Origin of the sequence: Nocardia caishijiensis NBRC 108228, from assembly GCF_001612825.1 — a bacterium.
Taxonomy (GTDB): Bacteria; Actinomycetota; Actinomycetes; order Mycobacteriales; family Mycobacteriaceae; genus Nocardia; species Nocardia caishijiensis.
Window position 1 is genome coordinate 15347 of sequence record NZ_BDBE01000022.1, and the last position, 25104, is coordinate 40450.

Genomic DNA, 25104 nt, shown 5'->3' on the forward strand with positions numbered 1-25104 from the left:
GGTGCCGCACCGTACCGGTGCGGCACCCGTCGCCGTTTCAGGCCGCGTCGAGGACCTGCCGGGAGCCCAGCGGCGCGTCGAGGGTGAGTTCCAGCGTGCCGAAGACGGCCTCCATCGTGCACATCCTGCCGACGGCGTCGGCGGGGGTACCGGCGCGCAGCGCGACGGTGACCGTGTCGGCGGTTTCGGTGACCGTGGCGTCGACGCCGTTGCACTGCGGATTGCCGGTCTGGAAGTCGACCGCGATCGTGGTCTCGCCCACCCGCCGCCACGCGGTGAACGGCAGCGGACGCGGGTCGACCAGGTTCGGGTCGGTGGTGAACGGTCGGCCGACACCGGGAGCGGTGCTCTCCGGGCGGGTGTTCGTCGGTGCCGAGGTGGGTGCGATGTCCCCGGAACTCGCACAGGCCGGTACCAGCAGCACGGCCAGGCTCGCGACGAGGGCACAGCGGCGCGACAGCGATCTCATGGCGTCCACCCTAGTCACGCCACGAAAAGGCCCCGGAGCACCAGCTCCGGGGCCATCTCTCACCAGCTCACTTGGTGGTCGTGAACGGCAGCAACGCCATCTCGCGCGCGTTCTTCACCGCGACGGCGACCTGACGCTGCTGCTGCGGGGTCAGACCGGTGACGCGACGGCTCCGGATCTTGCCGCGATCGGAGATGAAGGTGCGCAGCAGGTTGACGTCTTTGTAGTCGACGTATTCGATGCCCGCGGCGATCAGCGGGTTCTTCTTCGGCTTGCGGCCCTGCTCGGCGCGTGCCTTCTTGGACGGTGCTCGCTTCACTGCCATGGGATTTTCCTTCTCACGAGATCAGTGGGTGTCTACCAGCTCGATTTGTGGACCCCAGGGAGCTCGCCCCGGTGGGCCATCTCGCGCACACGTACTCGGGAGAGCCCGAACTTCCTGAGATGGCCGCGTGGCCGACCATCGGCCGCATCCCGATTGCGCAATCGTACCGGACTGGCATCGCGGGGCTGGGCGCGCAGTTCGGCCTGGGCCGCGGCACGCTCGTCGTCGCCGGTGCTCGGCTTGCGGATGATCTCCTTGAGCTCGGCCCGGCGCGCGGCGCAACGCTCGACGATCACCCGCCGCTGCTCGTTACGAGCGATCTTCGACTTCTTCGCCATATCTATCGGCTCCCTTCACTGGGCCTACGTGGTTATGCTTCGCTGCCGCCTGGCGGCCCCTGAGCTCAGGGAGCGTCAGCGCTCCTCGCGGAAATCGACGTGCTTGCGCACGACGGGGTCGTATTTGCGCAGGACCATCCGGTCGGGGTCGTTGCGGCGGTTCTTGCGGGTGACGTAGGTGTAGCCGGTGCCCGCGGTGGACTTGAGTTTGACGATCGGCCGCAGTTCGGTCGACTTCGAGGCCATGCGTGCTCCTAGATCTTGTCGCCGCGAGCACGGATGCGGGCCACCACGGCCTCGATCCCGTCGCGGTCGATGGTCTTGATGCCCTTGGCGGAGACCGTCAGCGTGACGCGGCGGCCCTCGCTGGGCAGGTAGTAGGTCTTGCGCTGGATGTTGGGGTTCCAGCGCCGGTTCGTGCGTCGGTGCGAATGCGAGACGGCTTTTCCGAAGCCGGGCTTGCGTCCGGTGACCTGGCAGTGGGCCGACATGCGACCTCCCTCCACGGTTATGACAACCATTTTCGACAATGCTTATTCCGCACTGTACCGTTGCCGTCGGAGTAAATGAAAATCGTTATCGAAAGGGGTACCGGGTGCTTGACCAGTCCGACCGGAGAACACCCGTGGTGCTGCTGGCCGGTTTCGCCGGACCCGCCATGACCGGCGTCGAGCACATCGCGGCCGTACTGAGCGAGGACGCGGGCACGGTCGTCGTGCACCACGACCTCGCCGAACTGCGCGAGGGCGTGGTCCGGCGCACGGTGCGCACCTCGGGCAACGTGACCACGACGGTGCTCGAACTGGCCCACGGCTGTGTGTCGTGCACGCTGCGCGCCGATCTGCTGCCCATGCTGTGCACGCTCGCGGCGCGCGAGTCGGTGCGGCGCATCGTGCTCGCGCTCGATCCGGCCATCGAGGCCGAGGCGCTGTGCCACGCGATCCAGACCGTCGAGGTGACCGGGGTGGCCGACCGGGTCGACGGCCCCTCGGCCCGGAATGTGCGCATCGAGGCCGTGCTCACCTGCGTGGACGGTAACCAGTGGCTCGCCGACGCCACCGGTGACGAAGCGCTGGCCGACCGCGGGCCGGCCTCCGCCGACGACGAACGCACCGTCGCCCAGGTGGCCGTCGGTCAGGTCGACTTCGCCGACGCGCTGGTGGTGCTCGGCGACGTCGAACCGCTCGACCGCGAACGCCTCGGCGCGGTGCTCGCCCGGTTGGCCCCGGGCGCCCCGACCGCATGGCTGGACGACGCGTCCACCTTCGACGCGATGGAGATCGGTGCGCTGCTCACCCGTGTACCCGCCGACGCCCGGCGCGGCCGCGTCTTCGACGCGCACGCCCCGCTGCTGCGCGGCCAGCCGCCGCTGAGCACCGACTGCGGTGTGTCGATCATCGAATTCGCCGCCCGCAGACCGTTCCATCCGGCCCGGCTGCACGAGGCCCTCGACGTGCTGTTCGACGGTGTGGTCACCGCGCGCGGCCGGATCTGGCTGGCCACCCAACCCGAACAGGTGGTGTGGCTCGAGTCGGCCGGTGGCGGGCTGCGCGTCGGCGGCGCCGGGAAGTGGTTGGCCGCGATGACCCCCGAGGAGCAGGCCGAGGCCGATCCCGCGCGGCGCGCGATGGCGGCGCTCGGCTGGGACGACCGGTTCGGCGACCGCGACGTGTCGCTGGTGATCCTCGCTCACGACGCCGATCCCACCGAGATCCGCCATGCCCTGCACTGGGCGCTCGTCGAGGACGACGAACTGCTGCTCGTCGATCGCGCCCCGGAGCGGGTCGCGCGGTGGGAGGACCCGTTCGGCGAATGGCACGAAGACCCGTGCGCCGACCCCGCCGAGGCTCCGGCCGCGGCGAGCGAGCGCACCAACCCGAGAGGAGAAACGGCATGAAAGCGGGCATCCATCCCGACTACCACCCGGTCGTGTTCGAGGACGCGAGCACCGGCAAGAAGTTCCTGACCCGGTCGACGGCCACCAGCGACCGGACCGTCGACTGGGAGGACGGGAACACCTACCCGCTGCTCATCGTTGACGTGACCTCGGATTCGCACCCGTTCTGGACGGGCACGGCGCGCAATCTCGACACCCAGGGCCGGGTGGAGAAGTTCGAGCGCCGCTACGGCAAGCGCTCGCGCCCGGGTAAGGAGGGCTGAGCGATGGCGGTTCCCAAGCGCAGGATGTCGCGGTCGAACACCAGGAGCAGGCGTTCGCAGTGGAAGGCGGAGGCGCCGCAACTCGTCCCGGTGACCGTGGCGGGTGTCGAATATCGGGTGCCACGTCGTATCGTTGGTGCCGTACGGAAGGGCTTGATCGATCCCGCGCGGATCTCCTGACCTTCCCAGGGTGTTCGAGAGCCGGTTCGGAGGGGACAACCCGAAGCGGGGTATCGGACAAAAATGCAACGGCCTGTCGAGGTGTGAACCTCGACAGGCCGTTGCCCTGTCCGGTGCTAGCCCTCTTGCTCGGCGAGTGCGACCAGGGCGACGGCGAGCTTGATGTACTTGTTGGTGCCCAGGTCGGCGATGGTCTTGATCTTCAGCGCGTCGAGCAGCTGCTGGTCGACGCCGGCGGCCAGCCCGGCCAGGGCCGACGGCGGCGCGGACAGGATTTCCTTCAGCGTCTTGTTCTCGTATTCCTTGTCGAGAACTTTGTCGAGCACCACGTTGACGGCCATGCGAACTCCTTCGAACGAACCTTGGATGTGCCGGGCGAGACGAAAGCGCCCTGCGGGGACGATAACCCGCGCGAAGCACGGATGGGGCCCAACGGCACCATCTTCCGGTCGAGCGGGGAACCTTGGCGTTCAGGGGGCTTGCTGGCCACTTGTCATGCCTGATCAGCGGCTTGCCCGCAGGGGTGGGGCAATCGGCCGGTTATCGGTGTGACGCATGCCACGTGGTCTTGCCGCCGGAGCGGGCTTGCCGGGAGATTGCTGCATACCCAGATACCAACTCGGAGTTTGTTTTTCAGCACAGGAAAAATCCTGAATCACTGATGCGGAGTCATGCACGGGTATGTACTCTCGTGCGGGAGGGCGGGTTCTCCTACCAAGGAGAACCCGCTCATCGCCACTTCAGGGGCTGTTTTCGCCCGAATCCACCACCGCCGGACGGCATTCACGCAGCGGGCTGGAAGTTGGTAACGATCCCGACAAACCGGACGTTAGCCAGTTATCGCGCACCCACGGTTTCAGCCTTCTCGGCCGCCGCGATGGCATCCCGCCGATCGGGCGCCACCAGGATCGCCGTGATGGGCACCGTGAGGCCGAGCGAACCGAGCACGAACATCGGGAACACCAGGTCGAACAGCTGCAAACCGTCGGGCGTGCGCGCACCGGGATTCACGTCGAACTCCAACGCGCCGACCGCCGTGTAGTACAGCGCCGCGACGCCGACGGCGAACAACAGCGCCAGCACCACCCGCAGCGCGATCAGGCGCACCGTCTGACCGGCCCACAGCACACCCGTGCACAGTGCCATCGACATCAGCAGCACGAGCCCGATGAGGCCGAGCGATTCCTCCACGCTGCCCTGCACCGCGAGCGCGTCCAACGTGAGATACGTCGACAGGCCGACGCCGACCCCCATCGTGAGCCCACCGATCACCAGCCGAGGCAGATCGAGACGGCGCCCACCGATCAAGAATCCGGCGAACACGGCGACCACCGCGATGGCCGCGGAGGCCGTGCCGAGCGCGAGGTTGTAGCGCACCGCGCTGCCCTCGACGTGGATGCCGAGCAACGCAACGGAATTCGCCAGCCACAGGCCGACCCCACCGAGCGAGACGGCGGCCATCGTGAGCCAGACGATCCGGAAACGCACCGAATACTTCGCGTGCCGCACACAGGCGAACGCCACGACCGCGCCGACGGCCGACAGATCGAACGCCAGCCACGCCACACCCGTACCGCGACCGAACACCTCCGCTCCGGTCGCGAGGAGATCAACCACGCCTGCCAGCTCCCTCGAACTGCTGCGGCTCGAGCTGGGCGATGGCGTATTCGGTCACCGCCGCCAGCGCCTGACGGACCTCGACGGCATTGCGCGCGTCGATGTCGACGATCGGAATGCCCTCCCGCACCGAGAGCGCCTCGCGCAGTTCGGCGATCGGGAAACGCGGGGCGTTCGGGAAGCGGTTCACCGCGATCAGGAACGGGAGACCGCGCGCCTCGAAGAAGTCGACGGCGGCGAAACTGTCCTCCAGCCTGCGGGTATCGATCAGCACCACCGCGCCGATGGCGCCGCGGATCAGGTCGTCCCACATGAACCAGAAGCGTTTCTGGCCGGGGGTGCCGAACAGGTACAGCACCAGGTTCCCCGGCAGCACGATGCGACCGAAGTCCATCGCGACGGTGGTGGTCTCCTTCTCCGGTGTCTCGGCGAGATCGTCGATACCGTCGGAGAAATGGGTGACCATCGCTTCGGTACGCAGCGGAACGATCTCCGACACCGAGCCGACGAAGGTCGTCTTCCCGGCGCCGAAACCGCCCGCCACCACGATCTTCGTCGAGGCGACCCGTTGCTCGGGTGCCTGCTGGCGCGGTGCGCCCTCAGAGGCCACGGAGTCCACGCAAAGTCCTCTCCATCAGTGATCGGCGTTCGTCGTAGCTCGCCTGCTCGGTCAGCGTCGAGTGCACTCGAAGTATCCCGCCCACAACGAGATCGCCGATCATCACCCGGACCATACCCAGTGGGCGTGACAGGTATGCCGCGATCTCGGCCACCGACAGGCGATGTGTGGCCAGGCGCACTATTTCACTACGCAGATCGCCTGCGGGCCATTCCAGGTGCGCGGTATAGGAAACCGTCTCCACGACCGCCTCGAGTGGCAACGCGATCGCGGGTTCGGTGCGGCCCGCGGTCAGGGCATAGGGCCTGACCCGTGTGGTGGGCCGGATTTCGGATCCGTACGGGCTCGACATCTCACCTCAGCCGGCGGAGCGGGCGGTGGCGGTGACCGCCGAGCCCACCCGGTCGACGAGCAGCGCCATCTCGTAGCCGATACGGCCGATGTCATGGCTCTTGTTGGCCAGAACCGCCAGGTGCGAACCGTTTCCGACGCTCATCACCAGCAGGTACCCACGCTGCATCTCGACGATCGACTGCATCACCTTGCCGCCGTCGAACAGTTGCGCGGCACCGGTCGACAGGCTCGCCAGACCCGCGGTCACCGCGGCCAGCTGCTCGGCGCGATCCGCGGGTAGATGTGGACTGGTTGCCTGCAGCAGTCCGTCGGCCGAGACCAGCACCGCGTGCGAGACACCGGGCACGTCCCGGGTGAAGCGGGCGACCAGCCAGTTCAGATTCTCGTCTGTGGGGTGCGCGTTGCTCATTCGAGGCCTCCGTCGTTGTACTGGATCTCGGCACGGCCACTGCGGACGCCGCTGAGATGTCGGGTCAAGTTGTTGCGGATCTCCTCGGGGTCGCGGGCGCCCGCCTCTTCGGCCGGTGCCAGTCCGCCGGGCACCAGTTGTGCGCCCGGTTTGCGGATCGGCAGGCCACCGGAGGTGCGTGCGGAGGTCGGCGGGGAGTCCGCGCTGGCCGCCGCCGACCATCCCGCGTCACCGGGGGAGCTCCATGATGCCCCGTTCGGCGTGGATTCGCTTGCGGCTGTGGAAGGTTCGACGAGCCATTCGGAAACCATGCGCTGATAGATCGGCGTCGGCGCCTCACCGTTGACCGGCTGCAACCTGGTCGAGGAGGTGGGCACGGGGTCCTGGGTGGTGTCCTCGGCAGGAGCCGGGGCAGCCTGCTCCGGTGCCGAGGCGACCGGTTCGAGCGGCTGGGCGGAGGATGTCGTGTCGTCGTCTTCGCCGCCGTCGGGTCGGTTGAGGTCGGTCGGCTTGTAACGGCGATCGTCGAGGGGTTCCGAATCGGGTCGGCGCGCGGTGTCCGCGGTCTCGTCGCCCAGCAGGTGCGGGCGGGCCGCCGCAGTCTCGTCGGCGGGCGAGTCCGGACGTGGGTCGAGTGGGTGCGGGGCGGACGTGTCCGCGCCGAAGCCATCGAGCGGTTGCAGGCGGGCGGGAGCAGACCGTCCCGAGGCGTCGGAGCGGTCGCGGGTCGGCAGCGGCCAGGCGGCCGTCGACTGGTCGGTCGACGGCCGGACGGGCGGCGGGACCTGCCAGGTCGCGGACGGGGTGCGCTGCGGCAGCCCGGTGGTCTCGGCCTTCGGCTCGGGGAGTTCCTCGACCGGGTGCTCGGCCCACAGACCGCTCGGCACCTCCTCCACCGGCTCGGGTTCGGGGGTCGTCGAAACACGTTGCGGCAGCCCGGCCTTGGTGAGCGGCGCCCGGTAATCACTCGCGTCGTAGGCGCCGGTGGTCGCACCGTACTGCGGCGGCACGAGCGGGTTCGCGGCCGGGATCAGCGGATTCGGGGTGCCGAGACCCACGATCGGGTTGGGCCCGGTGACGTCGGCGGCCGTGAGCCCCGCCGGGACGAGCGGATTCGGCCCGGTCGACACCAGCGGGTTGGGCCCGGTGGCCGGGCCCGACGAGGGCGGCGGCGGCGCGACGAGCGCGCTGGGCAGGTGCACGCTCGCGGTGATGCCCGGCTGCGGCGCCGAGCCGTTGGTGCGGCGCAGGCTCACGGTGATGGTGTGCCGCTTGGCGAGTCTGCCGACGACGAAAAGACCCATCCGGCGGGCGGTTTCGATGGTCACCTCACCACCGGAGGCGAGCCGTTCGTTGGTGGTGCGCAGGTCGTCGGCCGACATGCCGAGGCCGCGGTCGGTGATCTCGATCAGGTACCCACCGTCGACCGCCCGGCCGACGATCACCGCCACCGAGGTGCTCGGCGGCGAGTAGCGCAGCGCGTTGTCGATGAGCTCGGCCAGCAGGTGCTCGATGTCGACGGCCGACTCACCGGCCACCACCCCGTCGGGCACATTGCCGATCTCGACGCGCTGGTAGTCCTCCACCTGCGACACCGCGCTCCAGAGCATGTCCGACAGCGGCACCGGCGGCAGGTGACCTCGGCGCAGCGCGGTACCGGCCAGCACGAGCAGGTTGTCGCCGTTGCGGCGCATGCGGGTGGCGAGGTGGTCGAGGCGGAACAGGGTCTGCAGGCGCGAGGGGTTGTCCTCGTCGTGCTCGAGTTCCTCGATGAGCGCGAGCTGCTGCTCGACCAGCGACTGGCTGCGCCGCGACAGCGTCTCGAACATGTTGCCGATCTGCAGGCGCAGCCGCGCCTGGTCGGCGGCCAGGTTCAGGGCCTGCTCGTGCATCTCGTCGACGGCGCGGGCGAGCTGACCGATCTCGTCGGTGGAGTGCACGCCCACCGGCGCGATCTCCGGCGTCGCGCCGCCGCTGCGCACCACGGCGAGCTCGTCGGGCAGCTTCACGTGCGCCACCTCGAGCGCGTCGCGGCGCAGCCTGCGCACCGGCACGACCAGCGTGCGTGCCACCGCGAGCGCCAGTGCCAGGCCGGAGAGCAGCATGCCGAGGACCAGGGTGGCCTCACGCAGCGCGGCGGTCTGGGCGGTCGAGGTGTTGAGGTCGAGGGTCTTGTCGATCTCGTCGAGCAGGGCCGAGATGGTTGCCGCGTAGGTGTCGGCGCTGACCTGCAGGGTGTTGAGCACCGCCGCGTTGGTCGTCGGGTCGCCGTTGTTCTGGCTGAACACGCTGATCCTGGTCTGCACGGCGTCGAGCAGCGAGGCCATGCTGCCCGCGTTGCCGGGCAGGATCATCGCGTAGGTCTTGATCATGGTCTGCTCGGAACCGAGCTCCACCAGCATCCGTGAGCGCGCGCTCTGGCTCGTTCCCGCGTCGGGCGAGACCACGAGCGTGCGCTCGCGGGTGAGCACCCGGCGCGCCTGGTGCAGCGCGGTGAGCTGCAGGAAGTAGCGCTGCACGACGTAGTCCTCGACCACGGGCGTCTTGGCGAGGGCGTTGCCGATGCGTTCGCCGATCTCGTCGGTCTGCTCGCCGACCATCGCGGGCGAGCCGCTGCGCACGGTGTTGCGCAGGGTGGCGCCGGTGGTGGTCGCGGCGGTGAGTTCGTCGGCGACCGCCCGATCGATGCTTGCCATCCGCAGCGCGCTCTGCACCTCGGCGAGGGCCTGGTCGTAGGTGGTGAGCGCGGCGTCGGTCTGCGGGTCGGCGATCGCACCCCAGTTGGCGGTCGCGGCGACGGCGAGTTGTTCGGTGGCGGTGGCGAATTTGACGACGGGCCGGATGACGGCGGCCTGTTCGGTCGCCGCACCGAGTTGGGTCATGGTCTCGAGTTCGGCATTGATGCGCAGCACGGCGAACGTGGTCGCGAGCATCACCGGCAGCACGAGAACCACACCGACCTTGCGCGTTACCGACCAGTTCGACAGGCTGAATTGCCAGGAGCGCGATGCAGGTTCCATCCGCGTGCGTTGCCTCTGCTTCCACGTGTGACCCCGGCCCGCGCGGGGGAGGTCGCGGACCGATGCGAGCGCAGAACCAACTGAAGGTCTTCTTTTATCGCAGGAAAGATACCGTGCCGGGTGGTCAACGGCAATCCGGGCCGGACAGCGGAGAAATCGCCGAATATGTGCTGACGCAACGCCGACCCGCGACCCTCTCAGTACGTTCTCAGTCGGTCACGGCAAACTGAGGACATGCGCATTCTGGTTGTCGACGACGATCGCGCGGTGCGGGAATCACTGCGCCGATCACTGAGCTTCAACGGCTACACCGTCGACCTGGCCGTCGACGGCATGGATGCTTTGGAGAAAGTCACAACTGCCAGGCCCGATGCGCTCGTTCTCGATGTGATGATGCCCCGTCTCGACGGGCTCGAGGTGTGCCGTCGGCTGCGCAGCACGGGCGACGATCTGCCGATTCTCGTTTTGACCGCGCGCGATTCGGTCTCCGAACGGGTGGCCGGGCTCGACGCGGGTGCCGACGATTATTTGCCGAAGCCTTTCGCGCTCGAGGAATTGCTCGCGCGTTTACGCGCTTTGCTGCGCAGGCGGGCGCCCGATCTCGGCGAAGCGTCCGAAGCGATGGTGTTCGCTGATCTGTCGCTGGACCCGGTGACCCGGGAAGTTTCGCGCGGCGAACGTTCGATCAGCTTGACTCGTACCGAGTTCTCGCTGCTGGAGATGTTGATGACCAATCCGCGCCGGGTGCTCACCCGTGGGCGGATCCTGGAAGAGGTGTGGGGTTACGACTTTCCCACCTCCGGCAACGCGCTCGAGGTCTACATCGGCTATTTGCGGCGCAAAACCGAGGCCGACGGCGAGGAGCGCTTGATCCACACGGTGCGCGGCGTCGGGTACGTGCTGCGCGAGACACCGCCCTAGGCCGCGCGGATGGCACACAAGGAACCCGTGGTCGCCGGGCTCGGCCGCCCGCTCGACCCCGGCGAGATGCGTCCACCGATGCCGCTCACGCGCTCGGTGTCGCTGCGCTGGCGGGTGACCCTGCTGGCCGCCTCGGTGGTGCTGATCGCGGTGGCCGTCACCTCGATCGCGGCGTACGCCATGGTCGCGCGTGCCCTCTACGCCGATGTCGACGCCCAGTTGGAGGCGCGGGCGGCGACCATGATCAACAACAATTTCGAGTCGATCGGGTTCCAGTCGATCGTGCTCGCCGGGTTGTACTCCAACGAGGTCGGTGTGGCGCTGATCTACGCCGATCACAAGCCGTACATGCCGCCGCAGCAGACGATTCCGCCGGTCGGCGCCCAGGAACTCGCGGTGGCCGACGGCAAGCTCAACTCCTCGTTGCGCACCGTCGGTGACCAGCGGGTCCTCGCGGCGCGCACGCACAGCGGCGCGACGCTCATCATCTCGCAGAAGCTCTACCGCACCCGCGAGGTGCTCGACCGGCTGGCCTGGCTGCTGTTCGTCGTCGGCGCGTGTGGCGTCGTGCTCGCCGCCGCGGCCGGAACCGCCGTCGGCCGCACCGGCCTGCGCCCGATCGCCCGCCTGACCGCCGCGACCGAACGGGTCGCCCGCACCGACGACCTGACCCCGATCCCGGTCACCGGTGACGACGAATTGGCCAGGCTCACCGAGAGTTTCAACACCATGCTGCGGGCACTCGCCGAATCGCGCGACCGCCAGCGCAGGCTCGTCGCCGACGCCGGTCACGAACTGCGTACCCCGCTCACCTCGCTACGCACCAACATGGAACTGCTCATCGCCTCGAGCAGGCCGGGCGCGCCCCAGGTGCCCGACGAGGACATGGTGGAGCTGCGCGCCGACGTGGTCGCCCAGATCGAGGAGCTGTCCACCCTCGTCGGCGACCTGGTGGACCTCGCCCGGGAGGATGCCCCGGAAACGGTCTACGAGCGGGTGGATCTCGGGGAGGTCGCCGAGCGGGCGCTGGAACGGGCCAGGCGGCGGCGCGCGGGCATCACCTTCGTGGCCGACCTGTGCCCCTGGTTCGTCTACGGGCACGAAACGGGCCTGGAACGCGCCGTCCTCAACGTGCTCGACAACGCGGCCAAGTGGAGCCCGCCCGACGCCGTCGTGCGGATCACCATGCGCCCCGCCGGCCCGGGACTGCTCGAACTCGCCGTCGCCGACGCGGGACCCGGCATTCCGCCGGGTGAACGCGAGCTGGTGTTCGAACGCTTCTACCGGACCACCGCGTCCAGGTCGATGCCGGGTTCCGGGCTCGGGTTGGCGATCGTGAAACAGGTCGTCACCAAGCACGGCGGGACGATCGCGATCGATACCTCCGACCGGGGCGGCGCTTTGGTCCGCATCGTGCTGCCCGGTGAGGCGGCGCCCGTGGCGGACGATTCGGACCCGGCGTCGTGAGTCTCGGGTAACTGACGGTCCGGTCTCAGGCGCCTCTCAGTAGCCGTCGCCAAGCTTGTCGACAAGCGTGAGAGAAGGTGACCATGAACGACGATGCCAAGCAGTGGTCCGCCGACCACCCCCTCGGGCCGGGGCAGGCGGATCAGCCCGCCACCGTGCCCGGTAGCCACCCGTACGGGCCCGCGCAGCACGGCTTCGGGCCGCAGCCGTATCCCCAGCAGCCTCCTGTCGCCCCGCCGACGCCGCCACGAAAGCCGTTGCGGCTCGGTCTGATCGCCGGGGCCACGGCGCTGGCACTGGTCAGCGGCGGTGTCGGCGGCGTGGTCGGCGTGCTCGCCGCCGACACCGATCCGGCGCCGGTGACCAACGCGCTCGAGGCGCCACGACCCGAGGTGAACAACGCCGCCAACGCGCCCGCCGGGTCGACCCAGGCGGTCGCGCAGCGGGTGCTGCCGAGCGTGGTGATGATCAAGGTCGCGGGCACCCGCGCGTCCGGCGAGGGGTCCGGGGTGGTGCTGTCCTCGGACGGGTTGATCCTCACCAACAACCACGTCGCCGCGGGCGCCGGGTCAGGGGCGAAGATGGAGGTGGTGTTCAACGACGGCAGCACCGCGCCCGCCACCATGATCGGCGCCGACCCTGTGTCCGACCTGGCCGTCATCAAGGCCGACAAGACCGGCCTCACCCCGATCGAACTCGGCACCTCCGACGGGCTAGCGGTCGGGCAGCCGGTGATCGCCATCGGCTCGCCGCTCGGCCTGGCGGGCACCGTCACCACCGGCATCGTCTCCGCGCTCAACCGGCCCGTCTCCACCAGCGGTGAGGGCACACCGAGCCAGGTGAACCCGGTCATCGACGCGATCCAGACCGACGCCGCGATCAACCCGGGCAACTCCGGTGGCGCGCTCGTCGACGGCCAGGGCAAGCTCATCGGCATCAACACCGCCATCGCCAGCCTCGGCGGCGAGATGAGCGGTGCGCAGAGCGGATCCATCGGCCTCGGCTTCGCCATCCCGGTCGACCAGGCTCGCCGCGTCGCCGACGAACTCATCAAGACCGGCAAGGCCACCTACGCCCAGATCGGCATCAAACTGCGTCCGCTCGACACGGCCGCCCGGGTGCTCGAGGCGACCCCGGACGGGCCCGCCGCCAAGGCGGGCATCCCGGCGGGCGCCGTCATCACCCGCCTCGACGACCGGCCCATCGATTCCGGCGACGCCCTCATCGCCGCCGTCCGTTCCCGCCAGCCAGGAGACACTGTGAAGATCACCTACACCGACGAACAGGGCGGAAACGCCAGGACCGTGGACGTCACCCTCACGGCCGCCGCGGCGGAGAGCGGCCGATGATGCGATCGAACGCGGCACTGTCGTGCGTAGGCGCTACGGTGATGACCATGGACATCGATGCTCCCGTGGCAGGGCGGGCACTGGTAGTGGTCGTCGACGACCGGACGGCGCACGGCGGCGTCGACTCGCTCGGCCCGCTCGTCACCGAATTGCTCAACGAGGCGGGTTTTCTGGTCGACGCCTCGGTGACCGTGCAGGCCGACGAGGTCGAGATCCGCAACGCGCTCAACACCGCCGTGATCGGCGGGGTCGACCTGGTGATCTCGGTCGGCGGCACGGGGATGTCGCCGCGCGATGTCACCCCTGAGGCCACCGCGCAGGTGCTCGATCGGGAACTGCCCGGCATCACCGAGGCGCTGCGGGCGTCGGGTCGCGTGGCCGGGTCGCTCGACGCGGGTCTTTCGCGCGGGGTCTCCGGCATCTCGGGCAGCACCCTGGTGGTGAACCTGCCGGGCACCCGTTCGGCGGTGCGCGACGGTATGGCCACCCTCGGCCCGCTGGCGAGCCGGGTGATCGGCGAACTCTCCGGTCTGGACGAGTGATTCGATGAACGCGGCGGACAGCACATCGCCCGAGGAGCGCGAGGCCGCGCGGCACAAGGCCGCCGAAGCGGCTCGGCTCGCGCGGATCTTCGGCGATGTGCTGCCCGAAACCACCGCTGACGAGCGCGGCGACGGTTCGCGCGGTTCCGACGACGACGAGTGGCTGCGTTCGCAAATACCGCCACATCACGGGTGACCGGCCCGTTATCCGCCTATCCCGCTACGTGATAGCCAGCCTCCGTTAATCCGGCATTAACCCGTTGCGAAGCCGCTACATTTCCTCAGGACCACACGCGAAGTGTGGTCCTTTGTCGTATAAGCGACCGTTTCGCGGTTTTGGAAGTGGAGCCGTTCATCCCACTTGACAGGCCCGGGGATCGCAGCATTAATGCACGTCAAAGCATGTGGCAATGTATGAACTTGTGGTGGTTGTCACAGTGAAATTTACGAACTCTTCGGTTGCTGGAACTGCCGCGCGGCGTTTAATGTTCGCCATCCAGAACCACCACAATCGGTCCCCGCAGTACTCAACTTCTGTGTGTTGAACACCGGTGCAGACCTACCCCCGGGTAACTTCACCGACCCCTTCCTCGTATCGCCGAAATAACAGTCGGTTACGTGATGGCAACAAAGGGGCGACACACTGAGCTGGGCCTGTGAGGTCCACCCGTCCGGTCACGAAAGTCGAGACCGGCTGTTAGAGAACACTGATGAGGGGAAGTATGAGCGAGAACCGCACCACCGGTGTGCGCCGCGGCGCCCGTGCCGCGGGCGTCGGCGCTGCCGCGGCCGCCATGGCCATCGGCCTGCTGTCGACCGGTGCCGCCAACGCAGATACCTTCGTGCCGTTGCCGGACGGCCAGAAGGCAGGCCCCGGGGTGACCATCACCCGCACCGGCGAGCACGCCCTGATCTCGCCGTCCCTGGCGGCCAACGGCGCCGGTCGCGTCGTGTGGGTCTCCGGCTCGGCCATCGCCGACGTCACCGCGACCCCCGAGGGCGAGGCAGGCCCCTGGAACGGTCCGAGCGGCCGCGACGGCTCCAACAACTCCTCCACCCACGGCACCTCCCAGCTGAACACCGGCTACATCGTCGGTTGCCAGGTGAGCATCGCCGACGACGCGATCGGCGCCGGTGTGTCCGGTGGCGTGAGCACCGGCGGCGTGAGCGCAGGCGGTTCGATCGGTGTCAACCTGGGCCCCGGTGAGGTCAAGTTCGTGCAGATCAGCTCGAAGGACATCCTGAAGGCCGGTGTCTACGCGATCGATTACCAGGACGCGGAGATCGAGATCCAGGGCTGCGCCGGTTACGCGCAGGCCCGGGCGTACACCGTGGTCGAGATCATCGGCGACCACTACTCGAAGACCACCCTGTACGGCGCGCCGTTCAGCATCGGCTGACGTCTTTCGATCCGGTACGAACTTTCCTCTCGCTACGGCGAACTCACTCCTCGAGGGACAAATCCTATGATCAACCGTAAGTTCATGGCGCGGATGGCGGGCGTCGGCGCCGCGGCCACCGTGGCTGTCGGCCTGTTCTCCACGGGCGCGGCCAATGCCGATACCTTCGTGCCGCTGCCGGGCGGCCACATCACCAAGACCCTGTCCGACGGCACCGTCGTCGACATCAGCCTGGTCGGCGAGTCCGCGCTCATCAGCCCGTCGATGGGTTCCACCCCGGTCCACCGCAACGCGTGGGTGTCCGGTAGTGCCCAGGTCAGCGTCTCCGACGGTGGCAGCGGCAAGATCTACCCGGGCTACACCGTCGGTTGCCAGGTGAACATCGCCGGTGGCGGTGTCTCCGGTGACGGCTCGGTCGAATCCGATTGGGAAGGCAACGCTTCCGGCGGCATCGGCACCGGCGGCGAGCTCTCGCTCGGCCCCGGCCAGGCGAAGTCGTTCTACGTTCTCGACATCGAGAAGGCCGACGACTACGGCAACGAATCGCACAGCAAGAACAACAAGTTCAAGAACGGCAACGGCTCGGTGACCTGGTCGGACACCACCATCGGCCTGTCCGGCTGCGCCGGTTACGCGCAGGCTCGTGCCTTCGTGAGCGTCGAGGTCGAGACCGACAACGTGATCAGCTGGGTCACCCTGTGGGGCCAGCCCTTCAGCCTCGGCTGACCTGTTGTCCCGCCTCCCCGCGAATTCAGGCCAGACCTGGGCGCGGGGAGGCTTGCGTCGGCGGCCGGACCAGGATGGTGGCGGGGTCAGCCCGTCCCCGGCGAGTTACCCATGTCGGTGCGAGATCAGCTGATCGGTAAGCGAAAGGGCCCGTGCGTGTGCACGGGTCCTTTCGGTGTTCGCTGGACATAGCCAAGGGCTCTCATTATGTTTGTTGCGAATCGACCGCTCTCGCGGTCGGATTCGTCCGTGTTTCGTTCGCCGATCGGCTGAGCTCGCGCCGATTCGGCGACCGCCAGCTTCTCGATCCACCTCCCGGCAGGACTGTCTGTCCTGTTGCCAGCGGTGCTCTGCCCTTGCGGCACACTCGGCTGGGTCCGGGCGCTCGACAGATATCGACCTCGATGGTCGAGGTCGATTTGCGTATACCTCGAGGGGAACAATGAGCGAGAACCGCACCAATCGTGTGCGCAGCGCCTGGAGCGCAGGCGCCGCGGCGGCGGTGGCGATCGGCCTGCTGTCGGCCGGTGCCGCCAACGCCGATACCTTCGTGCCGCTGCCCGACGGCCACAAGGCTGGGCCCGGTCTGAACATCACCCGCGTTGGCGAGCGGGCGACCATCTCGCCGTCGCTGGCCGCCAACGGCGCGGGCCGGGTGGCCTGGGTGACCGGCAGCGTCGTGGCCGACGTGCAGCAGACACCCGAGGGCGAACCGGGACCGTGGAACGGTCCGTCGGGTCGTCCCGGCTCCAACAATTCGTCCACCCACGGCACGTCGCAGCTGAACACCGGCTACATCGTCGGTTGCCAGGTGAGCATCGCCGACGACGCGATCGGCGCCGGTGTGTCCGGTGGCGTGAGCACCGGTGGCGTGAGCGCCGGTGGTTCGATCGGGCTCAATCTCGGCCCGGGTGAGGTGGCGTTCGCGCAGATCAGTTCGAAGGACATCACCAAGCCCGGCGTCTACGCCATCGACTACCAGGACGCCGAGATCCAGGTCCAGGGCTGCGGCGGCTACGCGCAGGCCCGCGCGTACACGGTGGTCGAGATCATCGGCGACCACTACTCCAAGACCACGCTCTACGGCATGCCCTTCAGCATCGGCTGAGCCGGGCGATTCACCGAAAAACCTGCCAGCTCGATCGAATTCACCCTCGAGGGGTCTACTGAGATGATCAATCGCAAGAGTCTGACGCGGGCGGCGGGCGTGGCTGCCGCCGTGTCCTGCACCATCGGATTGTGCTCCGTCGGTGCCGCCCATGCCGACACCTTCATCCCGCTGCCCGGCGGCGAGATCACCAAGACGCTGTCGGACGGAACCGTCGTGACCATCAAGATGGTCGGCGAATCGGCAACCATCAGCCCGTCGATGGGTTCCACTCCCGTGCACCGCAATGCCTGGGTGTCGGGCAGTGCCCAGGTGTCGGTGTCCGGTGGTGGTGATGCGTCCGGAGGCAAGATCTACCCCGGCTACACCGTCGGTTGCCAGGTGAATATCGCCGGTGGTGGAGTGAGCGGCGAGGCCGAGGGCGAGATCGACAACGCGGGCACGGGAACCGGCGGCATCGGCACCGGCGGCGAGCTGTCGCTCGGTCCGGGCCAGGCGCAGTCGTTCTACGTGCTCGATCTCGAGAAGGCCGACGACTACGGCAACGAATCGCATTCCAAGAACAACAAATTCAAGGGTTCCAACGGCTCGGTGACCTGGGCCGACGAAACCATCGGCCTGTCCGGCTGCGGCGGCTACGCGCAGGCGCGCTCGTTCGTCAGTGTTGAGGTCGAGACCGACAACGTCATCAGCTGGGTGACGCTGTGGGGGCAGCCCTTCAGCCTCGGCTGATCGCGCATCGGAACAGTCCGCGCTACCGGGGTTTCGGGGTCGTGCTGTGTGCGCGACCCCGAAACCTCGTGTCCGCGAACCGAACCGGTCGCCGAGCGGCATCAATGGAAAACCACCGTCAGTGCCGTGCGTAACGACGCACCGGCCACAGCGGTCGCGTACTCGGTGGCCAGCGCTACGAGCACAACTCGCTCAGCTCGCCGATCGGCTGACGCGGTGACCAGCACGACGGCCGCATCCGTGGCGAGAGTGCGTGCCCGGGCAGCCGAGTCACCTGTGTCTTCCACGCCGACCACGTCCACCCGGTCACCCGCGCGCAGCACCTCGGCCACCGCCGAATCGGCCAATCGGATCGGCACGATGCGGGCGTCCTCGGTACCCGCCGCGGCTGCCGCCAATCGTGGCCCGACCACCCGCAGATCGGTGAATGTCTCGCCCGCGCGCATCGCCCCGGTGAGGGTCGCACCGAGTAGGGGAGCGGTGTCGGTGGCGAAACCGGTTGGCAGCGTTCGGGTTTCGTGCTGATCGACTCGCATGTCGTCGGCGGTGAGCACCCGGCCCGGCGCCAGATCGTTGGCCGCGACCACCACGGATTGTCGCGCCCCTCCCGGATCGCCGCGCACGAACAGGACCACCGCGACCACCGCGAGCGCGGCGGCGACGATTCGCCGCGCCAGCAGAGCATCGGCCCAGGCGGGGCGATTACCGAGGGCGAACCGCCAGGAGCTGCCACGTCCCAGGTCGGCAAGGCTGCGAGTCATGCCCGAAGCCTAGGAACGCGGCGGGGTCACCGACAGCGGCGAAAGCCCGCCTGTGGACAACTCGGGGGTGTGGAGAACTTTCGATCAGCTGGCGGCGGCCGGAGCGGCGGCGCTCGACGACGACCCGCTCGACGACGACCCGCTCGTGGAGCTGCCGTTACCGTCCGAGGTCTTCGCGGGCTCGCTCGCGGTCGACGCGCCACCACGGCTGTCGGTGCGGTAGAAACCGCTGCCCTTGAACACGATCCCGACCGAGTTGAACAGCTTCCGCAGCTTCCCCGTGCACTGCGGGCATTCCGTCAGTGAATCCTCGGAGAAGGACTGAACGATGTCGAAGCGGTTGTCACACTCGGTGCACGCGTATGAATAAGTTGGCACAGGATCCTCCGCAAGTCTCGTCGATCTAGCACTCTACCGCCGACACTGCCAACCTCGCCAATCGCCTTTTCATTCCGCCGCTCGCGCGGGGGAATCGCCCAGTTCGCCGAGCCCTGCTCCGGGGGTCAACGCCCAGCCCATCCGCCGGTCGTGCGGTTCCTCGGGCAGCTCGGCCACCAGCTCGGCGTCCCGGACGACCGCGATCAACCGAGCGTCCGCGTCGGCCGCGCCGAGCGTGCGGTCGTAGTAGCCCGCACCGCGGCCGAGCCGTACGCCACGCCGGTCGACCGCCAGCGCGGGCACCAGAATCGTCGCGGCGTCGGCGACCGTCGCGGGCGGCAAGGTCTCGGTGGTCGGTTCGAGCAGGCCGTAGCGCGCGCGACGCAGCGAATCGGCGCCCGCGTAGCGCGCCCAACTCAGCGGACCGGGCGCTCCGGTGACCGGCAGCAACACTGTGGCGCCGCGCTCGCGCAGGGCGTCGAGCATGCGTAGATCGCCCGGTTCGCCACGGGTCGGCACGTAGGCGCACACCACCTCGTCCGCCCCGGCCAGCAGGGCCGCGGCCGCCGCGAGGGCACTCGCCTCGCGGGCGTGTTCGGCGGGTCCGAGGGCCGCCCGGGTGGCCAGGATCTCACGTCGCCACGCATATTTCGTGCGCTCACCGGGCATCTCCACAGCGACCACCCTAAGCTCTTGCCGACGCCGGATCGTCGCGACGGGCGATCGGACGGCACGCTGAATGGATAGGGTATGCGCATGACAGACAAGACTTCCGGTTTCCGCACTGCGGTTGTCCCCGCGGCCGGACTCGGAACGCGTTTTCTGCCTGCGACCAAGACGGTGCCCAAGGAGCTGCTGCCGGTGGTCGACACGCCCGGCATCGAACTGGTCGCGGCCGAGGCGGCCGATTCCGGCGCCGACCGGCTGGTGATCGTCACCTCGCCGGGCAAGGACGGTGTGGTCGCCCACTTCGTCGAAGACCTGGTCCTGGAGAGCACGCTCGCCGAGCGCGGCAAGTTCGCGCTGCTCGAGAAGGTACGCAAGGCGCCGGGCCTGCTCGACGTCACCTCCGTCGTGCAGGAGGAGCCGCTCGGTCTCGGTCATGCCGTCGCCCAGGCCGAGCCCGTTCTCGACGCCGACGAGGACGCGATCGCGGTGCTGCTGCCCGACGACCTGGTGCTGCCCTGCGGTGTGCTCGAGACGATGAGCCGGGTGCGCCGGGAGCGTGGCGGCACTGTGCTGTGCGCCATCGACGTGCCGAAGTCACAGGTCAGCGCCTATGGCGTGTTCGACGTGGAGGACCTGGCCGAGGGCGCGGAGGCCGACGTCCTGCGGGTGCGCGGCATGGTCGAGAAGCCCGACCTGGCCGACGCGCCGTCGACGCTGGCCGCCGCCGGTCGCTACCTGCTCGACCGCGCGATCTTCGACGCCCTGCGCCGCATCGAGCCGGGCGCGGGCGGCGAGTTGCAGCTCACCGATGCCATCGCCCTGCTCATCGCCGAGGATCACCCGGTCCATGTAGTGGTCCATCGTGGGTCGCGCCACGATTTGGGCAACCCGGGCGGTTATCTTCGAGCTGCCGTCGATTTCGCCCTCGAGCGGGACGAATACGGGCCGCAACTGCGCGAGTGGCTGAAGTTCCGGCTCAGCCCGGAATGGGACCCGCAAGCGCCGGTCGCGTAAAACGATGGGAACCGGCGAAGCCGTCGCCGATACACACAGGAGCTCGATGCGCTCGGTTGAGGATCAGCTGATCAAGGTCACCGCGGCAGCGGTCGCGCCCCGGCCGGTCCGGGTGGCGATTTCCGAGGCCCAGGGTTTGCTGTGCGCCGAGGACGTGGTCACCGAACGGCCGCTGCCCGGCTTCGACCAGGCCGCCATCGACGGCTACGCGGTGCGCAGCGTCGACGTGAGCGCCGCCGGTGCCGAGGTGCGCGACGAAGAGGGCGAACTCATCGACCTCACCCTGCCGGTGGTCGGTGAGGTGGTCGCGGGTTCGCGTCAGCCGATCCGGCTGCAGCCGAGGCAGACGGTGCGCGTCGACACCGGCGCACCCATGCCGACGCTGGCCGACGCGGTACTCCCGGTCGACTTCACCGACGGCGGGCGGGCCAGGATCAAGGTGTTCGAGCCCGTGCGCTCCGGCGACTACGTGCGCCGCGTCGGCGACGATGTGCAGCCCGGTGATGTGGCGGTGCGTGCCGGAACCATCATCGGCGCGGCCCAGGTGGGCCTGCTCGCCGCCGTCGGCCAGGACAAGGTGCTGGTGCATCCGCGGCCTCGGCTGTCGGTGATCTCCATCGGTGGCGAACTGATCGATATCGACCGCACACCCGGCCCCGGCCAGGTCTACGACGTGAACTCCTACGCGCTGGCCGCCGCCGCACGTGACGCGGGCGCCGACGTGAACCGGGTTGGCATCGTCAGCGCCGACCCGCGTCGCCTGCGCGATGTGGTCGAAGGCCAGCTGGTGCGCTCGGAGGTCGTGGTGATCGCGGGCGCGGTCGGCGGGTGGGCCTCGGAGCAGGTACGCGAGGCGCTCGACGGGCTCGGCGAGCTCGAGGTGGACCGGGTGGCCATGCACCCCGGGTCCGTGCAGGGCTTCGGACGGCTCGGGCGCGACGAAGTGCCGACCTTCCTGCTGCCGTCGAATCCGGTGAGCGCCCTGGTGGTGTTCGAGGTGATGGTGCGGCCGCTGATCCGCATCGCGCTCGGACGGCGTCAGCCGATGCGGCGAATCGTGAACGCGCGCACCATCACTCCCATCACCTCGATGCCGGGCCGCAAGGGCTACCTGCGCGCCCAGCTGCTGCGTGACGAGGCCACCGGTGACTACCTGGTGCAGCCGCTCGGCAACGGCAACGGCGGTTCCTCGCACCTGCTCGCGACGCTGGCCGAGGCCAACAGCCTGATCGTGGTCGAACCCGACGACACCGATTTCCGCACCGGTGACGAGGTGCGGGTCGCGTTCCTGGCGCAGCGCGGCTGAGAAGTGGAGTCCATGAACGTCTTCCGGGCCGGTCAGCATCCCGGGTGGCCCGCTCGTCTCGGGCCGGTGATCGTGGCGGGCGGCCAGGTCACGTTGCGGCCGGTGCGTTTTCGCGACGCCGCCGCCTGGAGTCGCATCCGGCTGCGCGATCGCGACCACCTCGAACCGTGGGAACCGACCGGCCGTGGCAGTTGGGAGGCGCGCAATCACGCCTCCAACTGGCCGTCGCTGTGGACCAGTCTCAAGGCCGAGGCGCGGCGCGGCGCGATGATCCCGCTGGTCATCGAGGTCGACGGGCAGTTCAGCGGGCAGCTCACCATCGGCAACATCGTGCGTGGGGCGCTGCGTTCGGCCTGGATCGGGTACTGGGTGGCCAAGGATCTCGGTGGCCAGGGGGTGGCGACGGCGGCGCTCGGGCTCGGCCTCGACCACTGCTTCGGGCCCGTCGGACTGCACCGGGTCGAGGCCACGGTGCGGCCGGAAAACCTTGCCAGCCAAGCTGTCCTGCGCAACGTCGGGTTCCGGGAAGAGGGTTTGCTGCGGCGTTACCTCGACGTGGACGGTGCGTGGCGCGATCACCTGCTGGTGGGCTTGACTGTCGAAGAAGTAATGGGCACCGTCGTCGATCGCCTGGTCAGGGAGGGTCGAGCGGCGCTGCCGTGAAAATTCTGTTACTCATGTGGCAGGTGTGCACGGCGCGCCTGCCACACGGGCGCGCGTGCCCGAATTAACCTACGGACGTCGGTAGTGCGTCCACGGATGGACGACACGTTGGCGGGGACGGGAGGTGATGACCGCGATGCCTAATTCGATCCTGTGGATCGGACTGGTCGTTCTGTGGGTATTCGTCCTGTTCCCGATTCTCGCGGACCGGCATCCCCGGATCCGCCGCACCACCGACGCCGCACTCGCCACGCGCGTGCTGCACCGTGGCGGGGCCGAACGACGGATTCGCATCGGGGCGGCGGGCGGTCACGAGAGTGACCCCGACTACCGCCCCCGTGCGCTGAGCAAACGCCCCCACCGTACCGATTCGGAGGATCGGATGACGACCGATGAGCCCGTCACCGAAGGCGATGACGAAAAGCCCACCGTCACAGCAGAACTCGACAATCCCGAGCACGGCCCCGACGAAGATCCCGGCGACACCGCCGAACTCACCGACGCCGAGGTCGAAGACGAAGCGGCCGAAGCCGATCCGGACGAGGACGGCACGCAGGAGCCGTCGGTCGCCGCGCGCATCCCACCCGCGCCGCCCGCCCGCCTCGACGATCTGCCCGAACCCGCTGTCGAGGACGACGATGACGACTTCGTCCCGTCGCGGCGCGGACGCGGCGGCTACGACCCCGAGGCCGACGCCATCGCCCGCGCCGCCCGCTACAGCTTCCGTCAGCGCGCGGTGCTCGGTCTCATCATCGCGGTCATCCTGTTCGCGGCCTTCGGGCTGCTGCTGAACTCGATGTTCTGGTGGGCCTGCGGTCTGTCCGCCGCCGTGCTCACCGGCTACCTGGCGTACCTGCGCAAGCAGGTGCACGTCGAAGAGGAGATCCGGCGTCGCCGCATGGCCCGCCTCGCCCGCGGCCGCACCCGCGACACCGACACCGCCACCCCCGAGGCGGCCACCACCCGCCGCACCATGGACCGCGACACCGCCCGCGCCCTGCGCCGCCGCTCCACCCTCCTCGACACCGACGACGAGGACCCGATGTTCGAACACCTCGAAACCTTCGACCCGGCCACCGCCCGCGCCCTCCGCCACCGCGTCGAAGACCTCGGTCGAGCAGTCGGCGAATAGTCGAAGATCCGCAGGTCAGGATGCCGATTCGGTATCCGGCCGCACCGCCTGATACAGTGTCACAGCGCGGTTCGCCAGAGCCGCACGGGGCTATAGCGCAGTTGGTAGCGCGTCTCGTTCGCATCGAGAAGGTCAGGGGTTCGATTCCCCTTAGCTCCACAAAAAGGCTCATGTTCTCCGGAACATGAGCCTTCTGTGTTGTCCGGTCAGTGGGCTGGTGTGCCGTTCGCTGAGCGCTCACAACGGCTCCTCGGGGACAATCCCCCGGTGACGCTCACTCTCGCCGAACTCACCGGCTATACCGATCGGGGTCTCGACGCCGATCTGGCCCGCTGGTTTCCGGACGCCGACCCCGTATCGATCCCCACCGAAACCCGGGCGGTCGAACCATTTCTCGAACGACTCGCCCCGGCCGACGCCGCCGCGCTCGCGGCCTTCGATCGCAGAGTCCGCTCCGGACGGATGCCGCAATTCCTCGACATCTTCGAGTGGTCCTACGCGTTCGACTTCGCTGCCAACGGCTGCGGGATCCTCGACGCGGACTACAGCACCGAACTGGCTGACGACGACGTGTTCTCCCTCGGCGCCGACGGGGGCGGCAACCTGTATGTGCTGCTCACCACCGGGCAGGTCGCGGTGTGGTTCCACGAGGAGGAAGTGCTCGAGGGCGACACCCGTTTCGACAACCTCGACGTCTTCCTGTGGTCGTACGTGCGCTACCGAGCGGTGCGTGCGGGCAGGCTGGCGCTCGCCGATATCGAGGCCGACTTCACCGCGCTCGGCCAGGACGGTGCGCTCGCCGAGGAACTCGGGTTGTTGAGCCGGATCTCCCAGTAGCCGGGGCCGCCGACTCCGCTACGCGCTCACGTCCGCTCGGTTCAGCCGATCAGGGAGCGGAGGATCAGGAAGCGGGCCAGGCCCACGGTGGCCATGATCGCCAGCATGGTGGTGGCCTGGGTGAGGTTGCCGAGGGTGGGGGCGAGGGAGTCGAGGGTGGCCAGGGCGGCGGTGGTGATGCCGAGGCCGATCAGGGCGAGGCCGGTGCCCTGGCATTGGGCGGTGAACCAGGGGACGGCGGTGGTGCGGAAGGTGAGGCGGCGGTGTAGTTCGTTGGCGATCGCCGTGCTCACGACGGAGCCCGCGATGTTGGCGGTGAGGGGGCCGAGGTCGGCGCAGGCCGTGAACAGCAGGAGGTAGGCGATGTTGCTGGTGCCACCGACCACCGCGAAGCGCAGGAGCTGGGCGAGGGGGTGATCGCCGAGCGCGAAGCGACGGGCCCAGGCGTACAGACGGGACCAGTCCGGTGCGGGGACGACGAGGGGACCGACGACGGGGGCGATGGCGATGCTGTTCACGAGAAGAACCGTCGCCCGCTGTGCTGACGCGGAGCTGACGCCGGACTGACAGACACCGCCTCGGACAGATGTCAGCGGGGGTGTCAGTGC

General features: G+C 68.7%; 32 protein-coding genes and 1 tRNA gene. 18 read left to right on the plus strand and 15 right to left on the minus strand.

The window, feature by feature from the left end; genetic code table 11:
* Nucleotides 1-37: 37 nt before the first annotated feature.
* The 5 genes from NC7_RS05935 to rpmB all read right to left on the minus strand — a co-directional run bounded on the left by NC7_RS05935 (nucleotide 38) and on the right by rpmB (nucleotide 1623).
* Nucleotides 38-469: a hypothetical protein gene (locus NC7_RS05935; RefSeq protein ID WP_067980122.1), complete on the minus strand. Its 432-nt coding sequence runs from the start codon at nucleotides 467-469 to the stop codon at nucleotides 38-40.
* Nucleotides 470-536: 67 nt separating this feature from the next.
* A complete protein-coding gene (gene rpsR, locus NC7_RS05940; RefSeq protein ID WP_067979995.1) occupies nucleotides 537-794 on the minus strand; it encodes a 30S ribosomal protein S18 in 258 nt (85 codons plus the stop codon).
* A 32-nt stretch (nucleotides 795-826) separates the two neighbouring features.
* The gene (rpsN, locus tag NC7_RS05945) at nucleotides 827-1132 is read right to left on the minus strand and encodes a 30S ribosomal protein S14 (protein ID WP_067979999.1); all 306 of its coding nucleotides are present in this window, start codon (nucleotides 1130-1132) and stop codon (nucleotides 827-829) included.
* A gap of 75 nt (nucleotides 1133-1207) precedes the next feature.
* Nucleotides 1208-1378 carry a 50S ribosomal protein L33 gene (gene rpmG / locus NC7_RS05950; RefSeq protein ID WP_011211511.1) on the minus strand — a complete coding sequence of 57 codons (171 nt, stop codon included), beginning with the start codon at nucleotides 1376-1378 and terminating at the stop codon, nucleotides 1208-1210.
* Nucleotides 1379-1386: 8 nt separating this feature from the next.
* Nucleotides 1387-1623: a 50S ribosomal protein L28 gene (rpmB, locus tag NC7_RS05955; protein ID WP_067485415.1), complete on the minus strand. Its 237-nt coding sequence runs from the start codon at nucleotides 1621-1623 to the stop codon at nucleotides 1387-1389.
* A 104-nt stretch (nucleotides 1624-1727) separates the two neighbouring features.
* On the opposite strand from rpmB, the gene mrf reads away from it, so the two are divergent.
* Genes mrf through rpmF form a run of 3 tightly spaced genes read left to right on the plus strand, consistent with a single transcriptional unit; the run spans nucleotide 1728 to nucleotide 3472 of the window.
* On the plus strand, nucleotides 1728-3029 hold the full coding sequence (mrf, locus tag NC7_RS05960; RefSeq protein WP_174550197.1) for a ribosome hibernation factor-recruiting GTPase MRF: 1302 nt from the start codon (nucleotides 1728-1730) through the stop codon (nucleotides 3027-3029).
* A complete protein-coding gene (locus NC7_RS05965; RefSeq protein ID WP_067980002.1) occupies nucleotides 3026-3292 on the plus strand; it encodes a type B 50S ribosomal protein L31 in 267 nt (88 codons plus the stop codon). Before mrf ends, NC7_RS05965 begins: the two co-directional genes overlap by 4 nt.
* A 3-nt stretch (nucleotides 3293-3295) precedes the next feature.
* On the plus strand, nucleotides 3296-3472 hold the full coding sequence (rpmF, locus tag NC7_RS05970; protein ID WP_067485420.1) for a 50S ribosomal protein L32: 177 nt from the start codon (nucleotides 3296-3298) through the stop codon (nucleotides 3470-3472).
* 116 nt (nucleotides 3473-3588) lie between these two features.
* Here the strand turns inward: rpmF and NC7_RS05975 are convergent, their stop codons facing one another.
* The 6 genes from NC7_RS05975 to NC7_RS06000 all read right to left on the minus strand — a co-directional run bounded on the left by NC7_RS05975 (nucleotide 3589) and on the right by NC7_RS06000 (nucleotide 9491).
* Nucleotides 3589-3813, minus strand: a complete 225-nt coding sequence (locus NC7_RS05975; RefSeq protein ID WP_067485421.1) for a hypothetical protein — start codon at nucleotides 3811-3813, stop codon at nucleotides 3589-3591.
* Between the two features lie 496 nt (nucleotides 3814-4309).
* Nucleotides 4310-5089: an MHYT domain-containing protein gene (locus NC7_RS05980; protein WP_067980005.1), complete on the minus strand. Its 780-nt coding sequence runs from the start codon at nucleotides 5087-5089 to the stop codon at nucleotides 4310-4312.
* Nucleotides 5082-5708, minus strand: a complete 627-nt coding sequence (locus NC7_RS05985; RefSeq protein ID WP_225278646.1) for a GTP-binding protein — start codon at nucleotides 5706-5708, stop codon at nucleotides 5082-5084. Before NC7_RS05985 ends, NC7_RS05980 begins: the two co-directional genes overlap by 8 nt.
* The gene (locus NC7_RS05990) at nucleotides 5689-6060 is read right to left on the minus strand and encodes a DUF742 domain-containing protein (RefSeq protein WP_067485423.1); all 372 of its coding nucleotides are present in this window, start codon (nucleotides 6058-6060) and stop codon (nucleotides 5689-5691) included. The genes NC7_RS05985 and NC7_RS05990 overlap by 20 nt, the downstream gene beginning before the upstream one ends.
* Before the next feature lie 6 nt (nucleotides 6061-6066).
* Nucleotides 6067-6471, minus strand: coding sequence for a roadblock/LC7 domain-containing protein (locus NC7_RS05995; protein ID WP_067485424.1), 405 nt, complete (start codon nucleotides 6469-6471; stop codon nucleotides 6067-6069).
* Entirely contained in the window at nucleotides 6468-9491 is a 3024-nt protein-coding gene (locus NC7_RS06000; RefSeq protein WP_067980008.1) for a sensor histidine kinase, read from the minus strand. The genes NC7_RS05995 and NC7_RS06000 overlap by 4 nt, the downstream gene beginning before the upstream one ends.
* Nucleotides 9492-9725: 234 nt before the next feature.
* On the opposite strand from NC7_RS06000, the gene NC7_RS06005 reads away from it, so the two are divergent.
* The 9 genes from NC7_RS06005 to NC7_RS06045 all read left to right on the plus strand — a co-directional run bounded on the left by NC7_RS06005 (nucleotide 9726) and on the right by NC7_RS06045 (nucleotide 17736).
* Nucleotides 9726-10412: a response regulator transcription factor gene (locus tag NC7_RS06005; protein ID WP_067980010.1), complete on the plus strand. Its 687-nt coding sequence runs from the start codon at nucleotides 9726-9728 to the stop codon at nucleotides 10410-10412.
* Between the two features lie 9 nt (nucleotides 10413-10421).
* Nucleotides 10422-11879 carry a sensor histidine kinase gene (locus NC7_RS06010; RefSeq protein ID WP_067980013.1) on the plus strand — a complete coding sequence of 486 codons (1458 nt, stop codon included), beginning with the start codon at nucleotides 10422-10424 and terminating at the stop codon, nucleotides 11877-11879.
* 83 nt (nucleotides 11880-11962) lie between these two features.
* Entirely contained in the window at nucleotides 11963-13228 is a 1266-nt protein-coding gene (locus NC7_RS06015) for a S1C family serine protease (RefSeq protein ID WP_084458041.1), read from the plus strand.
* Nucleotides 13228-13770: a MogA/MoaB family molybdenum cofactor biosynthesis protein gene (locus NC7_RS06020; protein ID WP_181696798.1), complete on the plus strand. Its 543-nt coding sequence runs from the start codon at nucleotides 13228-13230 to the stop codon at nucleotides 13768-13770. Before NC7_RS06015 ends, NC7_RS06020 begins: the two co-directional genes overlap by 1 nt.
* Nucleotides 13771-13774: 4 nt before the next feature.
* The gene (locus tag NC7_RS06025) at nucleotides 13775-13966 is read left to right on the plus strand and encodes a hypothetical protein (protein ID WP_067980016.1); all 192 of its coding nucleotides are present in this window, start codon (nucleotides 13775-13777) and stop codon (nucleotides 13964-13966) included.
* Between the two features lie 526 nt (nucleotides 13967-14492).
* Nucleotides 14493-15170: an MspA family porin gene (locus NC7_RS06030; protein ID WP_067980018.1), complete on the plus strand. Its 678-nt coding sequence runs from the start codon at nucleotides 14493-14495 to the stop codon at nucleotides 15168-15170.
* Nucleotides 15171-15236: 66 nt separating this feature from the next.
* Complete coding sequence (locus NC7_RS06035; protein WP_067980021.1) at nucleotides 15237-15896, plus strand: MspA family porin; 660 nt, start codon at nucleotides 15237-15239, stop codon at nucleotides 15894-15896.
* Between the two features lie 442 nt (nucleotides 15897-16338).
* Nucleotides 16339-17004, plus strand: a complete 666-nt coding sequence (locus tag NC7_RS06040; protein WP_067980023.1) for an MspA family porin — start codon at nucleotides 16339-16341, stop codon at nucleotides 17002-17004.
* Nucleotides 17005-17067: 63 nt separating this feature from the next.
* Nucleotides 17068-17736 (plus strand): MspA family porin, encoded by a 669-nt coding sequence (locus NC7_RS06045; RefSeq protein WP_067980026.1) that lies wholly within the window; start codon nucleotides 17068-17070, stop codon nucleotides 17734-17736.
* A 101-nt stretch (nucleotides 17737-17837) separates the two neighbouring features.
* Here NC7_RS06045 and NC7_RS06050 read toward each other — a convergent pair whose 3' ends face one another.
* The 3 genes from NC7_RS06050 to NC7_RS06055 all read right to left on the minus strand — a co-directional run bounded on the left by NC7_RS06050 (nucleotide 17838) and on the right by NC7_RS06055 (nucleotide 19544).
* The gene (locus tag NC7_RS06050; protein WP_067980029.1) at nucleotides 17838-18497 is read right to left on the minus strand and encodes an SAF domain-containing protein; all 660 of its coding nucleotides are present in this window, start codon (nucleotides 18495-18497) and stop codon (nucleotides 17838-17840) included.
* An 84-nt stretch (nucleotides 18498-18581) separates the two neighbouring features.
* A complete protein-coding gene (locus NC7_RS28370) occupies nucleotides 18582-18875 on the minus strand; it encodes an FmdB family zinc ribbon protein (protein WP_084458043.1) in 294 nt (97 codons plus the stop codon).
* A 69-nt stretch (nucleotides 18876-18944) separates the two neighbouring features.
* Nucleotides 18945-19544, minus strand: coding sequence for a 5-formyltetrahydrofolate cyclo-ligase (locus tag NC7_RS06055; RefSeq protein WP_067980131.1), 600 nt, complete (start codon nucleotides 19542-19544; stop codon nucleotides 18945-18947).
* Nucleotides 19545-19631: 87 nt separating this feature from the next.
* Here NC7_RS06055 and NC7_RS06060 point away from each other — a divergent pair, with 87 nt between their 5' ends.
* The 6 genes from NC7_RS06060 to NC7_RS06085 all read left to right on the plus strand — a co-directional run bounded on the left by NC7_RS06060 (nucleotide 19632) and on the right by NC7_RS06085 (nucleotide 24496).
* On the plus strand, nucleotides 19632-20558 hold the full coding sequence (locus NC7_RS06060) for a UTP--glucose-1-phosphate uridylyltransferase (RefSeq protein WP_067485930.1): 927 nt from the start codon (nucleotides 19632-19634) through the stop codon (nucleotides 20556-20558).
* 46 nt (nucleotides 20559-20604) lie between these two features.
* Nucleotides 20605-21864: a molybdotransferase-like divisome protein Glp gene (gene glp / locus NC7_RS06065; protein WP_067485931.1), complete on the plus strand. Its 1260-nt coding sequence runs from the start codon at nucleotides 20605-20607 to the stop codon at nucleotides 21862-21864.
* 12 nt (nucleotides 21865-21876) lie between these two features.
* On the plus strand, nucleotides 21877-22527 hold the full coding sequence (locus tag NC7_RS06070; protein WP_067485934.1) for a GNAT family N-acetyltransferase: 651 nt from the start codon (nucleotides 21877-21879) through the stop codon (nucleotides 22525-22527).
* Nucleotides 22528-22663: 136 nt separating this feature from the next.
* Nucleotides 22664-23659 (plus strand): divisome protein SepX/GlpR, encoded by a 996-nt coding sequence (gene sepX, locus NC7_RS06075; protein ID WP_084458058.1) that lies wholly within the window; start codon nucleotides 22664-22666, stop codon nucleotides 23657-23659.
* 86 nt (nucleotides 23660-23745) lie between these two features.
* Nucleotides 23746-23818 (plus strand) — tRNA-Ala (locus NC7_RS06080).
* A 108-nt stretch (nucleotides 23819-23926) separates the two neighbouring features.
* Nucleotides 23927-24496 (plus strand): hypothetical protein, encoded by a 570-nt coding sequence (locus NC7_RS06085; RefSeq protein WP_067980134.1) that lies wholly within the window; start codon nucleotides 23927-23929, stop codon nucleotides 24494-24496.
* 41 nt (nucleotides 24497-24537) lie between these two features.
* On the opposite strand, the gene NC7_RS06090 is transcribed toward NC7_RS06085, so the two are convergent.
* Entirely contained in the window at nucleotides 24538-25014 is a 477-nt protein-coding gene (locus NC7_RS06090) for a GtrA family protein (protein WP_067980035.1), read from the minus strand.
* Between the last annotated feature and the right edge of the window lie 90 nt (nucleotides 25015-25104).

Excerpts from the sequence above, each read along its gene's own strand:
- rpmG (WP_011211511.1), bottom strand. The coding sequence starts at position 1,378 with ATGGCCTCGAAGTCGACCGAACTGCGGCCGATCGTCAAACTCAAGTCC.
- NC7_RS06040 (WP_067980023.1), top strand. The coding sequence starts at position 16,339 with ATGAGCGAGAACCGCACCAATCGTGTGCGCAGCGCCTGGAGCGCAGGC.
- rpsR (WP_067979995.1), bottom strand. The coding sequence starts at position 794 with ATGGCAGTGAAGCGAGCACCGTCCAAGAAGGCACGCGCCGAGCAGGGC.
- NC7_RS06050 (WP_067980029.1), bottom strand. The coding sequence starts at position 18,497 with ATGACTCGCAGCCTTGCCGACCTGGGACGTGGCAGCTCCTGGCGGTTC.
- NC7_RS05995 (WP_067485424.1), bottom strand. The coding sequence starts at position 6,471 with ATGAGCAACGCGCACCCCACAGACGAGAATCTGAACTGGCTGGTCGCC.
- NC7_RS06015 (WP_084458041.1), top strand. The coding sequence starts at position 11,963 with ATGAACGACGATGCCAAGCAGTGGTCCGCCGACCACCCCCTCGGGCCG.
- rpsN (WP_067979999.1), bottom strand. The coding sequence starts at position 1,132 with ATGGCGAAGAAGTCGAAGATCGCTCGTAACGAGCAGCGGCGGGTGATC.
- NC7_RS06030 (WP_067980018.1), top strand. The coding sequence starts at position 14,493 with ATGAGCGAGAACCGCACCACCGGTGTGCGCCGCGGCGCCCGTGCCGCG.
- NC7_RS05935 (WP_067980122.1), bottom strand. The coding sequence starts at position 469 with ATGAGATCGCTGTCGCGCCGCTGTGCCCTCGTCGCGAGCCTGGCCGTG.
- NC7_RS05990 (WP_067485423.1), bottom strand. The coding sequence starts at position 6,060 with ATGTCGAGCCCGTACGGATCCGAAATCCGGCCCACCACACGGGTCAGG.
- NC7_RS06070 (WP_067485934.1), top strand. The coding sequence starts at position 21,877 with ATGAACGTCTTCCGGGCCGGTCAGCATCCCGGGTGGCCCGCTCGTCTC.
- NC7_RS06010 (WP_067980013.1), top strand. The coding sequence starts at position 10,422 with ATGGCACACAAGGAACCCGTGGTCGCCGGGCTCGGCCGCCCGCTCGAC.
- rpmF (WP_067485420.1), top strand. The coding sequence starts at position 3,296 with ATGGCGGTTCCCAAGCGCAGGATGTCGCGGTCGAACACCAGGAGCAGG.
- NC7_RS06000 (WP_067980008.1), bottom strand. The coding sequence starts at position 9,491 with ATGGAACCTGCATCGCGCTCCTGGCAATTCAGCCTGTCGAACTGGTCG.
- rpmB (WP_067485415.1), bottom strand. The coding sequence starts at position 1,623 with ATGTCGGCCCACTGCCAGGTCACCGGACGCAAGCCCGGCTTCGGAAAA.
- NC7_RS05965 (WP_067980002.1), top strand. The coding sequence starts at position 3,026 with ATGAAAGCGGGCATCCATCCCGACTACCACCCGGTCGTGTTCGAGGAC.
- NC7_RS06025 (WP_067980016.1), top strand. The coding sequence starts at position 13,775 with ATGAACGCGGCGGACAGCACATCGCCCGAGGAGCGCGAGGCCGCGCGG.
- NC7_RS06055 (WP_067980131.1), bottom strand. The coding sequence starts at position 19,544 with ATGCCCGGTGAGCGCACGAAATATGCGTGGCGACGTGAGATCCTGGCC.
- glp (WP_067485931.1), top strand. The coding sequence starts at position 20,605 with ATGCGCTCGGTTGAGGATCAGCTGATCAAGGTCACCGCGGCAGCGGTC.
- NC7_RS06045 (WP_067980026.1), top strand. The coding sequence starts at position 17,068 with ATGATCAATCGCAAGAGTCTGACGCGGGCGGCGGGCGTGGCTGCCGCC.
- NC7_RS06005 (WP_067980010.1), top strand. The coding sequence starts at position 9,726 with ATGCGCATTCTGGTTGTCGACGACGATCGCGCGGTGCGGGAATCACTG.
- NC7_RS06020 (WP_181696798.1), top strand. The coding sequence starts at position 13,228 with ATGCGATCGAACGCGGCACTGTCGTGCGTAGGCGCTACGGTGATGACC.
- NC7_RS05975 (WP_067485421.1), bottom strand. The coding sequence starts at position 3,813 with ATGGCCGTCAACGTGGTGCTCGACAAAGTTCTCGACAAGGAATACGAG.
- NC7_RS06060 (WP_067485930.1), top strand. The coding sequence starts at position 19,632 with ATGACAGACAAGACTTCCGGTTTCCGCACTGCGGTTGTCCCCGCGGCC.
- sepX (WP_084458058.1), top strand. The coding sequence starts at position 22,664 with ATGCCTAATTCGATCCTGTGGATCGGACTGGTCGTTCTGTGGGTATTC.
- NC7_RS06035 (WP_067980021.1), top strand. The coding sequence starts at position 15,237 with ATGATCAACCGTAAGTTCATGGCGCGGATGGCGGGCGTCGGCGCCGCG.